Source organism: Acinetobacter sp. ANC_7655, assembly GCF_056784015.1.
Genome location: NZ_JBWYJB010000006.1, coordinates 76240 through 90056, shown reverse-complemented (window position 1 = coordinate 90056; position 13817 = coordinate 76240). Strand labels below are relative to the sequence as shown.

The 13817-nt window shown below is 39.3% G+C and carries 14 protein-coding genes; 5 read left to right on the top strand and 9 right to left on the bottom strand.

Annotated features, from left to right (window positions below; genetic code table 11):
• Positions 1-21: 21 nt before the first annotated feature.
• Together trmD and rplS are read left to right on the top strand one after the other, a co-directional pair.
• Complete coding sequence (trmD, locus tag AC1M9N_RS08330) at positions 22-762, top strand: tRNA (guanosine(37)-N1)-methyltransferase TrmD (RefSeq protein ID WP_092766672.1); 741 nt, start codon at positions 22-24, stop codon at positions 760-762.
• Positions 763-941: 179 nt separating this feature from the next.
• On the top strand, positions 942-1313 hold the full coding sequence (gene rplS, locus AC1M9N_RS08325) for a 50S ribosomal protein L19 (protein ID WP_004787066.1): 372 nt from the start codon (positions 942-944) through the stop codon (positions 1311-1313).
• Between the two features lie 61 nt (positions 1314-1374).
• On the opposite strand, the gene AC1M9N_RS08320 is transcribed toward rplS, so the two are convergent.
• The 7 genes from AC1M9N_RS08320 to AC1M9N_RS08290 form a co-directional block, all read right to left on the bottom strand.
• Positions 1375-2355 (bottom strand): lipase family alpha/beta hydrolase, encoded by a 981-nt coding sequence (locus AC1M9N_RS08320; protein ID WP_481954576.1) that lies wholly within the window; start codon positions 2353-2355, stop codon positions 1375-1377.
• A gap of 142 nt (positions 2356-2497) precedes the next feature.
• On the bottom strand, positions 2498-3475 hold the full coding sequence (locus AC1M9N_RS08315) for a lipase family alpha/beta hydrolase (protein ID WP_481590092.1): 978 nt from the start codon (positions 3473-3475) through the stop codon (positions 2498-2500).
• 228 nt (positions 3476-3703) lie between these two features.
• The gene (locus tag AC1M9N_RS08310) at positions 3704-4678 is read right to left on the bottom strand and encodes an esterase/lipase family protein (RefSeq protein ID WP_481592260.1); all 975 of its coding nucleotides are present in this window, start codon (positions 4676-4678) and stop codon (positions 3704-3706) included.
• Positions 4679-4836: 158 nt separating this feature from the next.
• Positions 4837-5826, bottom strand: coding sequence for a lipase family alpha/beta hydrolase (locus AC1M9N_RS08305; RefSeq protein ID WP_081403225.1), 990 nt, complete (start codon positions 5824-5826; stop codon positions 4837-4839).
• 221 nt (positions 5827-6047) lie between these two features.
• On the bottom strand, positions 6048-7031 hold the full coding sequence (locus tag AC1M9N_RS08300; RefSeq protein ID WP_481954575.1) for an esterase/lipase family protein: 984 nt from the start codon (positions 7029-7031) through the stop codon (positions 6048-6050).
• 282 nt (positions 7032-7313) lie between these two features.
• Positions 7314-8300 carry a lipase family alpha/beta hydrolase gene (locus AC1M9N_RS08295; RefSeq protein ID WP_481954574.1) on the bottom strand — a complete coding sequence of 329 codons (987 nt, stop codon included), beginning with the start codon at positions 8298-8300 and terminating at the stop codon, positions 7314-7316.
• Between the two features lie 37 nt (positions 8301-8337).
• Complete coding sequence (locus tag AC1M9N_RS08290) at positions 8338-9378, bottom strand: lipase secretion chaperone (RefSeq protein WP_481590088.1); 1041 nt, start codon at positions 9376-9378, stop codon at positions 8338-8340.
• A 146-nt stretch (positions 9379-9524) separates the two neighbouring features.
• Between AC1M9N_RS08290 and truB the strand changes: the two genes are divergently transcribed.
• From truB to AC1M9N_RS08275, 3 genes are all read left to right on the top strand, one after another.
• A complete protein-coding gene (gene truB / locus AC1M9N_RS08285) occupies positions 9525-10430 on the top strand; it encodes a tRNA pseudouridine(55) synthase TruB (RefSeq protein ID WP_035264283.1) in 906 nt (301 codons plus the stop codon).
• A gap of 12 nt (positions 10431-10442) precedes the next feature.
• Positions 10443-11210: a sulfite exporter TauE/SafE family protein gene (locus AC1M9N_RS08280; protein ID WP_092766679.1), complete on the top strand. Its 768-nt coding sequence runs from the start codon at positions 10443-10445 to the stop codon at positions 11208-11210.
• A 148-nt stretch (positions 11211-11358) separates the two neighbouring features.
• The gene (locus tag AC1M9N_RS08275) at positions 11359-11817 is read left to right on the top strand and encodes a hemerythrin domain-containing protein (protein ID WP_035264279.1); all 459 of its coding nucleotides are present in this window, start codon (positions 11359-11361) and stop codon (positions 11815-11817) included.
• A 35-nt stretch (positions 11818-11852) separates the two neighbouring features.
• Here AC1M9N_RS08275 and AC1M9N_RS08270 read toward each other — a convergent pair whose 3' ends face one another.
• Positions 11853-12731, bottom strand: a complete 879-nt coding sequence (locus AC1M9N_RS08270) for an EamA family transporter (protein WP_481596174.1) — start codon at positions 12729-12731, stop codon at positions 11853-11855.
• 113 nt (positions 12732-12844) lie between these two features.
• Positions 12845-13714, bottom strand: a complete 870-nt coding sequence (locus AC1M9N_RS08265) for an EamA family transporter (RefSeq protein WP_481596175.1) — start codon at positions 13712-13714, stop codon at positions 12845-12847.
• Positions 13715-13817 lie beyond the last annotated feature (103 nt).

The window sequence follows — 13817 nt, the reverse complement described above, 5'->3', positions numbered from 1 at the left end:
TCGGAAATACGGGAGTCTGCGATGTTTTTTGCAGTCATTACGCTTTTTCCTGAAATGTTTGAAGCGATTACAAGTTTTGGTATTAGCGGTCGCGCAGCGAAACGCGATTTAATGCAAATTCATTGTATTAATCCTCGTGATTTTGCAACAGGGAACTACAAACGAGTGGATGAGCGTCCATTTGGTGGTGGTCCTGGTATGGTGATGATGGCTGAGCCATTGGCAAAAGCAATTCATCGTGCCAAAGAGCTTGCAACGCAAGCAGGTGCTGTTCATGTACCTGTGGTGTATATGTCGCCACAAGGTAAAACCTTAAATGAACCTTCAGTACAAGATTTCGTGCAATATGACGGATTAATTGTATTGTGTGGTCGTTATGAAGGTGTTGATGAGCGTTTGATCCAAAAATATGTTGATCAGGAATGGTCCATAGGGGATTACGTTTTATCTGGGGGAGAACTGCCTGCGATGGTTTTATTGGACAGTATTATTCGGAGACTTCCGGGTGCAATGTCTGATGAACAATCACACGTTCAAGACTCATTTGTAGATGGTTTACTCGACTGTCCGCAATATACAAAGCCTGATCATTTTGAAGGTTTGGATGTGCCTGAGGTACTAAAATCAGGTCATCATGCAAATATTGAAAAATGGCGTTTTTTGCAGCGCTATCAACGAACGCTTGAACGTCGACCTGAATTGGTTGAAAAAGTTGAGTTGACTAAGCAGCAAAAGAAATGGCTCAAAGATTCGCAAAAATAAATCTTTTAGATTTATTTAAGCAAATATGACCTCAAGCATATTGCTTGAAGTATTAAATAGGCTCTTTATGCATTGAAGCGGTCAAGCATAAAGGGAAAGTCAATCGGGTCTATGCGCCTTAGCCTCTAGCCCCAGTGGATATCAGACCTCTTCTGACCCACACATATTGGAGATACCCCATGAGCGGTAAGCATCCTTTAGTACAAGCTGTAGAAAATGCTCAGCTTAAACAAGACATCCCAGCTTTTGCACCAGGTGACACAGTAGTTGTCCAAGTAAAAGTAAAAGAAGGCGACCGTGAACGTTTACAAGCGTTCGAAGGCGTTGTAATCGCTAAGAAAAACCGTGGTTTGAACTCTGCGTTCACAGTACGTAAAATTTCTAGCGGTGTTGGTGTTGAGCGTGTTTTCCAAACTCATTCACCAATCGTAGCTAAAATCGAAGTTAAACGTCGTGGTGACGTTCGTCGTGCTAAACTTTATTACCTACGTGAACTTTCTGGTAAAGCTGCACGTATTCGTGAAAAGTTACCAGCTCGTAAACAAGGTTAATTTTAGCCTTGCTTCGAAGCAAAAAAATGCGCCTTTTGGCGCATTTTTTTATGATCAAAACTTACAAACCTTGAATCTTCAAACGATTGGCATGTTGTCTAAAGATTGATACTGGATCAGGAGCAAAGAAGCCTTTAAGCCCAAGTATTTGATTGACTTCATCAAAATGATTTAAGTTGTAATTATCACGAATTACTTTGCCGTATTTAGCACTACAAATAGGCACGAGACCATCGTGATTGCGTTCATTAGGCATAATCACTGTCCCTAAGACAACAATTGCGGTATCTAAAATATCGAGAACATTGGTCACCTTTGAAGAACCAATCCAAGAATAATGATATACGCCGTTAGCCGTTTGTGATGAACCGTTAGAATTACAGTCTTTCGGGATCGCAGCAGAAGGGAACTTTTGATTAAATTCTAAAGAACCTTTTACAGAAAGATCATACATGGATTGTTCGTAATTAACGCTAAGACTTGGATTACCTTCCATAATTGAAATTGCAGGTGCCAAAATATCACCAATAACTAATTTTGCTACACTATTAAGCACTTTACTATTTACGAAAGTATCTCCTAGGGGAGAGCCCTTAATACTGCCTGCAACAGCAGTTAGAGAAGCAACTTTCTCAGGAGCAATGGCTTCAACGTACCGTACAGTAGGTCCTCCATGACTATGGCCGATCAAATTGACCTTGTCTTTACCCGTAATAGCTAAAGCTGTTTCTACTTGTTGTAACAGTTGCTCACCACGAACCACAGTTGATTCGACAGGAGACATTTGAGCGACAAAAACACGTGCACCATTTCGTGCGAGGTCAGGGGTAATTTGATAGAACTGATCTAAACCGAAATGTTCTGTACCAATGCGGCTAAAACCTAATGCAAAGCCATGGGCCATAACAATAGGGTACTTAGTTTGCGCATAATTGGTATTTACGTATTTAGCTTCGACATCGATCAGGCCGGAAGCATATGTAAGTTGAGATAATCCTACCAGACTTAGCAGAAGTACTGGGATCATTTTTTTTGTTTTCATGTTTTCTTCCTTAAAAAGACAATATTTATTGTCAAAAAATATTGTAAAGAAAAACTAAACAAAAATAAGATAAATCCGACTAAATGTTAATCATTATTAAACTGAAAGAAAGGGTGAAAAGCTCACCCTTTGTGTTTAGGTTTTATAGCCCTTGGAGTTTAAGTCGATTTGCATGCTGACGATAAACATCTACAGCGCTTGGTGCAAAAATGCTTTTTAAACCGAGTAGATGGTTAATTTCATCTAAATGATTCCATTTATAATTATCACGAATGACCTTGCCAAATCGAGCGGAGCAACGTCCTACAATTCCATCTCCATCTTTTTCAGCCAAAAGAGAAGAAGCTAACATGCCATAATCAGATGGATCTAAAGCGGTATTAAATGGAGAGTTACCCATAAATGAATAATAATGAGTATTGTTGACACGATAAGCCCCTTCACCACATTGGGTTGTAGGTACACCATTTGGAAAATTCTGACTAAATTTGAGAGATTCTTTCGTTCCTAAACTTTGTAGGGCTGCTTTAGCATCATAAGGAAAGACTTTTGGATCAAGACCAGATGCGAATGTAATCACTGGCGATACCAGATTGTCAAAAATCGCGCGAGCAGGTGCTTCTAAAATATTACCTACCAGAACACCTTCTAGTATATCAGCCATTCTTGCTCCTTGATTTCCAGAAGCAATTGTCGTAACAGATGCGACATGATCAGGTATAACACCTGCAATATATCGAACAGTCTGACCACCATGACTATGTCCGATTAAATTCACTTTTTGCTTACCGGTAATGGCAAGTATCTCTTCAACTTGACTCAGTGCTTGTTCGCCTCGCACTTCACTTGAGTTCATCGTTGAAACACGTGTTTGCCAGATGTTTGCACCATTTCGAGCAAGATCAGGAGTGATCTGATAAAAGTAGTCAACACCGACCATACTACCAAAGCCAAATAAGCCATGGGCAAGCACAATAGGGTATTGGGTTTGTGCATAATTTGATTTAGGTGTTTTGACGGTATGGTTAACGGCTAAATCTTTAATTTGCGTTGAGGCTTGTGCAACAGGAAGAAAACATGAACCTATGCATAGGCTCATGACTATTTTTTTTAGTTTCATTTTCGATACTCATTCAGTGATTCGTTTATTTTTATGATTCAGGCGATATCCATCGCCATAATTTAAGATACTAAAATTGTGACTTAAGTCTACAAAAAAGAGATAAAGTGCAAATTTATTGATATAAATTGGATGGGTGACTCATTTATAGGATAGATATGTCATGCTAATGAGGGCTATTTAAACAGTCTGGACCCATCTAGAGATGAGTGCAGACAAAAAAATATATTAGAGACCTTGTTGTTTAAGGCGATTTGCATGTTGACGATACATCGAGACTGGATCTGGCGCAAAGACACTTTTTAAACCAAGCACTTGATTGACTTCATCTAGATGATTCCAATTGAGATCATCACGGATGGTTTTACCGAATTTCGCACTACAGCGTGAAACTAGTCCATCATTCTCTTGACCACCGTCAATTAATAGACTGGTAATTTTTAAAGCTGAGTCTAGATCAAGTGGGTTTGTGGCCGTTCCGATACCCGTAAAGGAATAGTTATATATTCCTTGTTCACGATATAAACCTTCAGAGCATGAGTTTTGAGGAACGCCTATAGGATATTTTTGATTAAATATTGCTGATCCTGCTAAGCTCAAACTATTGGCTCCCGCAAGTGAGTCATGAGGGAAGGATGCTGGATCAAGTCCCTGTGCCCAAATAATAGCTTTAGACAGTAGATTGACTACAGCCACAATAGGTGTTTCAAGGATTGGTGCTGTATCACGAATTTTTAATATAAAATCAGACACTGGTGAGCCTTGATGTGGCGCCCCAATCGCTGTCATTGATGCGACTAATTCAGGTCTTACACCTGCGACATATCGAATTGTGGGCCCGCCGTGAGAGTGACCGATTAGATTGACCTTAGGCGATCCAGTGAGTGCAATGACTTCTTCAACTTGATGTAAAAGTTGCTCACCCCGAATTTCTGATGAGTTAAATGGCGATACACGGGAAGCCCATACATTTGCACCGTTACGGGCGAGATCAGGTAAAATTTGATACCAATAATCTACACCGAGTGGATCAGTGCCAATACGGATAAAACCAGACATTCCGTGACTAAATACGATTGGATACTGGGTTTTTGCATAAGTAGTTTGAAATTTTGAAGTCACTTGTTCAGGTGCTGTAGCAGCGTAACTCGTGCCAATTAAACATGCGAAAGAGAGGCATGTCCCCAAAATAAATTTTCTCATCTCTATTCCTTAGATGGATTGAAATACTCGACAATTTCCGTTGTCACAATAAGAGTATAGCGAAGCAAAAGGAAAGAAAAGTGGATTTAAACTTTAGGGAACAATTTTTAAGATAAGCCTCCATAATTTCGTGATGAGTGTATGGAGGCTTGAGAAGATTATAGTCCTTGAAGTTTCAAACGATTTGCGTGTTGTCGATAAACCGATACTGGATCTGCTGCAAAAATGCTAGTCATCCCCATCATTTGATTGACCTCATCTAAATGATTCCAACGGTAATCATCCCGAATCGTTTGTCCGAAGCGAGCACTGCAAACTGGGACTAAACCATCATTTGCACCTTCCTTAGATACAATGAAAGATGCCGCTTGCATTGCATAATCCGATGGATCAAGGGCATTGGTAAACGGTGTATTACCAGTAAATGAATACATACGCATGCCATTGACTTGATATGCACCCTCACCACATTTTGTGGTTGGTACACCCGCAGGGAAACGTTCTGTAAATGCTAATGAGCCTGCTGTAGATAAACTTTTAGCCGAGGCAAGCGAATCATGTGGCAGGCTTTTCGCATTTAATCCTTGTGCCCAAACAATTGCTCCCGAGACAAAATTCATCGCTGTCGCAAGCACAGTATCAAGTCCTGTTCCTTCTGAACGCAAGATAAAGTCTGCCATAGGTGATCCTTTATTCACACCAGCGACAGTGGTCATGGATGCCACATGTTCAGGAATTGTTCCACCAATATAACGTATTGATGGTCCACCTTGACTATGCCCAATTAAGTTCACTTTTTGTGCACCAGTAATGGCTAAAATATCTTCAACTTGTTGAAGCAATTGCTCTCCACGAATTTCGTTGGAGTTGAATGGAGATACTCGTGTAGGCCAGACATTAGCACCATTACGCGCTAGATCTGGCAGGATTTGGTGCCAATAATCTAAACCAAAGCTCTCTGTACCAAGACGGACAAATCCTGTTAGTCCGTGTGCAAATACGATTGGGTATTTAGTTTTTGCGTAGGTATTGTATTTGCCAAGTGTCGAGGTTACAGGTTTCACTTCTAATGCAGAAGCATTAGATAATTGAGTCGTTAAGCAAGCTGCAGACGTAAGTAGGCACGCCATAATTTTGTTGTATTTCATCATCATCCTCAACTTTTTATTATCAAACCCTAATCCTAGAGTTAAATTGATTATAGTGATGTAAATCACATTTTAAATATCGAATAGATGAATGGTAAATTTTTAAGGTTAAAAAAGAGAGGTAGATTTGATCAATGAACTATCTTGATGAAGATTTGAATCTGCTTTCAAATCCAGCCTAATGAATTTGAAAGCAATTACTCAATTAAAGAGCTAGAGATTTAAAGTCCTTGTAATTTAAGGCGGTTGGCGTGCTGTCTATAAACTGCAACTGGGTCAGGAGCAAAAAATCCTTTAATTCCGAACAGCAAGTTCACCTCATCTAAATGATTCCACGGAAAGTCATCACGAATAGTTTTACCAAAATGGGCACTACAAACTGGAACGATGCCATCATTTTTTCCTGCTTTATGAACCGACAAACGGTCAAGTAGAACCATGACAGGGTCACCTAGATCCAAGGCATTCGTAAAAGGCTTGTTTCCTGTCATTGAATATAAATGAATTCCTTTTTCTTGATAAGCACCTTCGCCACAGTGGGTTAATGGTAAACCGAGAGGGAATTTTTGATTAAACAAGGCAGTTCCTTCAACAGATGTACTCACACCAGCGGCCATCGCATCATGTGGGAACGTATCAGCAGGAAGACCTTGCGCCCACATAATGACTTTACCAAAAGTGCTGATGAGAACATTCAGTAGCTCGGATGTTCCTGTTTTATCTGCGATTTTTAATACATCTGACGCGATGATTGTGCCTTTGTTGGCACCGGCTACAGTCATCACCGATGCAACATGTTCAGGTATTACACCTGCGGCATAACGAACAGAGTTTGCACCATGACTATGACCAATCAGATTGAGTTTGTCAGCACCAGTAATCGCCATGACTTCTTCAAGTTGTTGAACATATTGTTCACCTCGGACTTCAGAAGAATTGAAAGGAGACATTCTAGCCGCCCATGTGTTTGCACCGTTTCTCGCTAGATCAGGTAAAATTTGATACCAGTAATCCATGCCTAGACTTTCAGTGCCCAAACGTATAAATCCAACCATTCCATGAGCGAATACAATAGGATATTTCGTTTTGGCATAGTCAGATTTGACACTTGAGACTTTGATCTGTTGAGCTTGAGTAGCATAAGTTGTCGTAGATGTTAGACATAGCGCTGTCACCAACGAGCCTAGAATGTGTTTTATTTTCATTATTATTCCTAGTTTTTAGTGAATCTATGATGTTCTTCCAGATGAACATACAGAAGACCTTAAAAGATGTTATTGAATGCAACAAGATACAAAAAATGCCAATTTAGCTTGCCGAATTAACATATAAAAAGCAAAAAAGAATCAAAAGTTGAAATAATTAAAGGATTTAATCATTAGCAAATGTGTTCAAAAAGCATTATTTAAATTTTGTCGAGAGTCGCTGATGGTCGGAAAAGCTATTCTGATGAATAGCTTTCCATTTAACTGCGCTATTTTGTGCGTCTAGAGTCCTGTCAGTTTCAAACGATTGGCATGCTGGCGATAAAGTGAAATAGGATCTGGGGCAAATAAACCTTTGAGACCGAACATCATATTAGCTAAATCGGTATGATTTAGTTTGTAATCATCACGAATTACACGTCCTATATGCGTGCTACAGCGCCCAACCATGCCATCATTATCTTTATTGCCATACGCTAAAGGCCCGAGCTGCATTAAAATGGTATCGATATCTAAGAGGTTGGTGGTTTGTGCAACACCAGTCCAAGAATAATAAAAGATTCCGTTGTCTATTGGGCTGCCTAAACGAGTACAACTTGACGCGAGAGCTTTTGTTGGAAAACGTTCATTAAATGCAGCAGAGCCTGTTTCAGTTAATGATTTCATCGAAGCATCAAAGCTGATCGGCATATCAGGACGACCTTGTGCATAAGCAATTAATGGGGGAATGATGTAATCCCCTAAAATATTAAATATTGTTCGAGTTGCTTCATTATTTTGAATTTTATCTGCGACCATAGAACCTCTGAAAGTCCCTCCTACACCAGTAACAGAAGCAACATAGTCGGGTTTTACTGCTGCAACATAACGCACAGTCGGTCCGCCGTGCGAATGACCAATCAGATTGACCTTTTTCTGCCCAGTAATCGCAATTACTTCTTCAACCTGAGAAATTAATTGTTCTCCTCGAAATTCAGTCGTATGAGCAGGTGAGAGTTGTGCTGCAAAAACGCGTGCACCATTGCGCGATAGATCAGGTAAGATTTGATACCAATAGTCAATATTGAATGTTTCATTGCCTATGCGAGACCAGCCTAAGCAACCGTGTGTCATCACAATAGGATATTTGGTTTTTGCGTAACTACCGATCTTTGTCTCATTTACTTCGAGTAATCCCGGACCTGCGTGGGCAGTGAATGAGCTTGATAAGCATAGCGTTGCGACGAATGCTAACGTTGTAGGTATCAATTTAAGTTTTAAGTTTTTCATCGTTCTTCCCTGTGAATGAATGTGTTCCTTGAAAAGATTAATCGGCAAAAGGAAGTTGACCGCCTTGATCATGAACTTGCTCGAATGTTTCTACCCGAAGTTGCTCTTGTGAATTATTAAAATGTTGAGAACGGAGGCGTTGTACAGCTTCCTGCTTTGCACTAGGGCTCATATTACTTTTGACAATGCTGTCACGCTCAGACAAATATTGATTGACTTTGCTTTTCCAATTTGAGCGCTGTCCATCAAGATTTTCTAGACGTTGTGTTGCTTCAGGACCGACTAAACTGAGACGCATTTGACGAATTTCTTCTGCACTACCACCACGAGCTTTAATTTCTGCAGTTAATTGACGAAGATCTTCGAGTTGAGAAAGTTGTTTTAAATTTTCTTTCCAATCTTCAGGTAGATCATTGAACAGTTCTTTTAATTTATCGGCTTTTTGTTTTTCCGATAAATTTTTATCTTCCATGACACTCATGCGAGCCAAGGTATAATCATGATATTCATCTTCGATACCAAATAAACCTTCAATTTCATAGTCTGAAAAAAATTGTTTACGCAATGATTTCATCTGATTAAAAATAGCTTTGTAATACTGCGCACTTTCTTTGTCATGGTTTGGTGGTGTTAGGTCACCCATTTTTTCACGATATTGAACATAGCGTGACCATAAATCTGTCAGTTGACCTAGTAATGGTTCTTGATAGGTGCTTTGAGCAAATTTAATAAAATCAGCCTTGATTTGCGGAATCTCTTTTTCGCCGTATTGGGTAATAAAAAACTCAAAACAGTTCTTAGTATTTTCATTCACAATCAAACGGTTGGCGTTATCGGTTTGGATTTGACAATTGATTTGAATATCTTGCTGACTTTTACTTGCAAAGCTAGAACCATTCACGGTTGTACTTTGTTGTAGCGCCATATTTTCTGATTGAATTTCGGCATCTTGTGCTGCTCGTTGTGAGTTTTCAGCAGATTCAGCTGAGTCAGGTTTCAACCATTGAAAGAGAAGGAATAAAACGATCAGACACGCCACAATCAGCAGTGTAATTTTCAATTTAGCTTTTGAATTCATTTCACATCCTATGAAATCATTTAGTTATTATTAATGGTGTAGAATAATTTGCCACAAATGTCACATTTTATGCATAAAAATTTAATCAATATTCGATAAATGGATTTGATAAAATAGCAGTATTTTACTGATCTGAATATTATCTAATGTCTGCTAAATCTCCAAAAATTACTCGACGTCATATAAGTGGTGTATTTCTACTCAACAAACCTTTGGGGATTAGCTCAAATGCAGCATTGCAAAAAGTGCGTTGGCTCTATCGTGCTGAAAAAGGTGGTCATACTGGCGCTTTAGATCCATTAGCATCAGGCTTACTCCCGATTTGCTTAGGTGAAGCGACCAAGTTTTCACACTTTTTACTGGAATCTACTAAACGTTATCAAACGACGATTCAATTGGGAAATAGTACAACTACAGGTGATGTCGAGGGTGAAGTTTTGCTCGAAGCACAACCGATTGAACTTAACGAAGATAAAATTCAAAGCGTGATTCAGCAATTCGTTGGAGACATTCAACAAGTTCCTCCAATGTATTCTGCTTTAAAGAAAGAAGGTCGTCCTTTGTATGAGCTGGCGCGTAAAGGAATTGAAATCGAACGTGAGGCTCGTCCAATTCATATTTTCGCGATTGAACTGATGTCTTTCACTCAAGATTCAATTACTTTGGATGTGACATGCTCAAAAGGAACGTATATCCGAGTATTGGGAGAGGATATTGCTCAAGCTTTAGGAAGTTATGGGCACTTAACATATTTACATCGTATTCAAACTGGACATTTTGGTATTGTGCCAGAGTACACCATTGAATACTTAGAAAGTCTAACTGAACAACAACGTGAAGCATTGTTGTTACCTGCTTATGCGCCTGTGGATCATTTTCCAAAAGTTCAAGTACCAGAAGGTCGTGCAGAATATTTTTGTCGTGGGATGGAAAGCAATATTGATCATCCTGCCGAATCTCAAGTCCTCGTTTTTGACGAAAAAAAGTGTTTAGGTTTAGCTGAAATTACTGATAAAAAACGTCTAGTTCCTAAACGTGTATTAAATTTATAAGCGAACTCAATTATGGAATTAGACATCATCCTCAGCCTGATTTTTTTTGCATTTTGCGCAGGCGCAATTGATGCAGCAGTCGGTGGTGGTGGTCTCATTCAGATTCCAGCATTGATGAGTGCTTTTCCTCATATGGCGCCAGCAACATTATTTGGCACCAATAAGCTAGCTGCGGTTGTTGGAACAGCAACATCTGCGTGGACTTTCGCTAAAAAAGTTAAGTTTGAATGGAAGTTATTACTGGTGGTGGCGATATGTGCTGCCATCAGTTCTTTTGCGGGAGCTGCCAGTGTTTCCATGATTCCGAAATCAATCTTGCAGCCCTTTGTCTTGGTGATGCTGATTGTGATGGCAATTTACACATTGTCAAAGAAGGAGTTTGGACAGGTTCATATTGCACAAACGGTAAACACTAAAATTCTGATCTTGGCTGGAATAGGAAGTTTGGCGATTGGGTTTTATGACGGATTATTCGGTCCGGGAACGGGAAGTTTTTTTATTTTTTATTTTATTCGATATTTACAAGTCGATTTTTTGCATGCAGCAGCTTTGGCCAAGATTGGTAATGTGATGACCAATTTAGCCGCTCTTACATTCTTTATTCCTGCTGGCCACATTTTATTTGCAGTAGGTGCCATGATGGCTGTCGCTAATATGATCGGCTCGATTGTCGGGGTGAAGTTGGCGCTTAAATACGGTAGCGGTTTTATTCGTATTCTGTTTTTAATTCTAGTATCTATTTTAATTGTTCGATTAAGTTATCAGATGTTCTTAATGTAAACCATTCTCAACATTAAACTTTTTTATACAAATCGCTTCTTAAACCTATCTCGAAGTTATCGCCTAAGCTCTTATAGTAAGTTGAGTGTTTTGAAGATCATTCAAGTTTTTCTTTTTTCAAATCATATTTATAAGACAGGATAACAAGATGAATATTTTTGAAGCTTTACGTGAAAGTCATGATGTTCAACGTGAACTTGCTGAGAAGTTGGTTCAAACTTCAGGGGATACGCCAGAACGCCGAACATTATTTGAACAGCTAAAAAATGAATTGTTTGCTCATGCAGTGGCAGAAGACCGATACTTCTATATTCCACTGATGATGACCGATTCAGGTTTGAATATTACGCGTCATGCATTGGCTGAACATCATGAAATGGACGAATTACTTGAGCAACTCACAGAAACTGAATTCAGTAATCCAGGATGGCTAGCCATCGCAAAAAAATTGTCAGAAACCGTGCATCATCATCTTGAAGAAGAAGAGCATGGTTTTTTTCAGCAAGCAGGAAAAATTCTAGAGGATAAACAAAAAGAGAGTTTGGCTAAAAAATATCAAACTGAATATAAGAAATATAAGAAATTAGATAAAGACAGCTTGGTTTAATCCCATGATAAAAAAGATGGCAGATGCCATCTTTTTTATGTTTCTATGCTATGTGATTTCATTTTAGCAGCGCGATAAGTAACACCAATTGATGCAATCATAATACAACCCAAAGCAACGGCTTGTAATAAGGTAATGTGTTCATTCAACAGTAACCAACCTGTCAATGCGCCTAATGCTGGTGACAAACTTGATAGCGTTCCATAAGACATTTTACTTAAATTCTTCAATGCCAATAAATCCAATGCATAGGGAATGGCTGTAGCCAAAAGCGCAATGACGATGGCTTGTGGCCAATATTCAAATTGAACTAATGCGTATGGATTATGAACCATACTGATCGGTAATAATGTCAACGCTGAGAGGACGATTGCAATGCTGAGAGCATGCATGCCGATATTCTGCCGAACGACTTTCTGTCCAAAATAAATATAGAATGCCCAACAAACGCCCGCACCAATGGCCATAGCAGCCCCAAGATATGAAAAGTTAGTCGCATTGGCATCTTGCCAAGGCACCATCAGTGCTACACCGAAAATTGCCAGGATGACCCAAATGTAATCACTTCGTTGTTGAATTGATAGTAAAGCCAAGGTGAGTGGTCCTAAGAACTCAAGTCCTACTGCAATCCCTTGCGGTAGTTTTCCTAATGATGCATAAAACAAGACATTCATCAAAGCGACTGAACCACTATAAAAGAGAAGATCTTTCCATTTTAAGTAAGGAAGGCGACGAAGAATTTTCCATGAACGGAACATCAATACAACCATAATTGATGCAAAGCATAGACGTAAAGTGACCACAGTAAATGGATCCAAAACTTCAAAAAGCTGCTTTGCGAAGGATGCACTAATTTGATAGGCGATCATGGATAAGACCATGAACAGCACGGCAGTGAGTTGAGCATTTGGCATTGGGAAAACGAAGCCGAATTAAAAAGAGTGAGACTGCTCAAATTTTAACATTATTATGATGACCACAGTGCTTCAATCCATCATGGAAAATGTAGTTTAAATTAAGTATGAGATCATTTTTGTTTGGCGTGTTGAGTGGTATAGGTGCAGCCAATTGAGGCACAAATGATGGTAAACAATGCTAGCCATTGATTCCATAACAATTGCTCACCCAAAAATACAAACCCAGATAATGCGGCAACAGCTGGTTCAATACTCATCAGGGTACCGAAACTTAATGTTGTTAGATTTCGTAGTGCAATCATTTCTAAAGTAAAGGGTAAAGCACTGGCGAGTAACGCTAAAGTGATGAATAACATTAGATGATTAATTTCAAATACGCTTGCTGGCAAGCCGATACTGAGGGCGATCGGCATGAGAATGATACTTCCAACAAACATGCCTAAACATACGGTGTGATTACCTGAAACTCCCGAAGGCCGCTGACCAGCAATAATATAAAGTGCCCAACATGCGCCAGCTGCCAACGCAAAAAATACACCAAGTAAATCCAAAGGTTGTTTGGCTTGGTCAAAGGGAAATAAAAGGATCAGTCCAATAATGGCCAAACTAACCCAAATAAAATCAAACTTTTGACGCGCATAATATAAGGCCACACTGAGTGGACCAATAAATTCAAATGAAACTGCTAAACCGAGTGGAAGACGATCAATGGCAAGATAGAACAACATATTCATGCCAGCTAATGCGACACCATAACTGACAATGGCTGTCCATTTAATTTGTTTAAATTGAATTTTCCAAACTTGAAAAATAAGCGCCAAAATCACAGCACTAAATGTCAGACGTAGAGCTGACACAGTAATGATCGGGAATTGTTCAAATAAAACTTTTGCTAATGAACCACTACTTTGTAGACTGATCATGGCAATCAATAACAAACCGAGTGCTTGTAACTGCGGGTTTATTTTTAACAAAGACATGGTTTTAAATGTATGGTGGTTAGATTAGAAAGGGATATCTTTCATCTAAGTTGGCGGAGCCAACGTCAACTCAGATGAGACACCATAAAAAAACCACAGCTCG

Bases quoted from the DNA above. Each gene is read 5' to 3' on its own strand.
- AC1M9N_RS08265 (WP_481596175.1), bottom strand. From the start codon at position 13,714: ATGTCTTTGTTAAAAATAAACCCGCAGTTACAAGCACTCGGTTTGTTA.
- truB (WP_035264283.1), top strand. From the start codon at position 9,525: ATGTCTGCTAAATCTCCAAAAATTACTCGACGTCATATAAGTGGTGTA.
- AC1M9N_RS08315 (WP_481590092.1), bottom strand. From the start codon at position 3,475: ATGAAACTAAAAAAAATAGTCATGAGCCTATGCATAGGTTCATGTTTT.
- AC1M9N_RS08295 (WP_481954574.1), bottom strand. From the start codon at position 8,300: ATGAAAAACTTAAAACTTAAATTGATACCTACAACGTTAGCATTCGTC.
- AC1M9N_RS08300 (WP_481954575.1), bottom strand. From the start codon at position 7,031: ATGAAAATAAAACACATTCTAGGCTCGTTGGTGACAGCGCTATGTCTA.
- rplS (WP_004787066.1), top strand. From the start codon at position 942: ATGAGCGGTAAGCATCCTTTAGTACAAGCTGTAGAAAATGCTCAGCTT.
- AC1M9N_RS08275 (WP_035264279.1), top strand. From the start codon at position 11,359: ATGAATATTTTTGAAGCTTTACGTGAAAGTCATGATGTTCAACGTGAA.
- trmD (WP_092766672.1), top strand. From the start codon at position 22: ATGTTTTTTGCAGTCATTACGCTTTTTCCTGAAATGTTTGAAGCGATT.
- AC1M9N_RS08270 (WP_481596174.1), bottom strand. From the start codon at position 12,731: ATGCCAAATGCTCAACTCACTGCCGTGCTGTTCATGGTCTTATCCATG.
- AC1M9N_RS08320 (WP_481954576.1), bottom strand. From the start codon at position 2,355: ATGAAAACAAAAAAAATGATCCCAGTACTTCTGCTAAGTCTGGTAGGA.
- AC1M9N_RS08305 (WP_081403225.1), bottom strand. From the start codon at position 5,826: ATGAAATACAACAAAATTATGGCGTGCCTACTTACGTCTGCAGCTTGC.
- AC1M9N_RS08310 (WP_481592260.1), bottom strand. From the start codon at position 4,678: ATGAGAAAATTTATTTTGGGGACATGCCTCTCTTTCGCATGTTTAATT.
- AC1M9N_RS08290 (WP_481590088.1), bottom strand. From the start codon at position 9,378: ATGAATTCAAAAGCTAAATTGAAAATTACACTGCTGATTGTGGCGTGT.
- AC1M9N_RS08280 (WP_092766679.1), top strand. From the start codon at position 10,443: ATGGAATTAGACATCATCCTCAGCCTGATTTTTTTTGCATTTTGCGCA.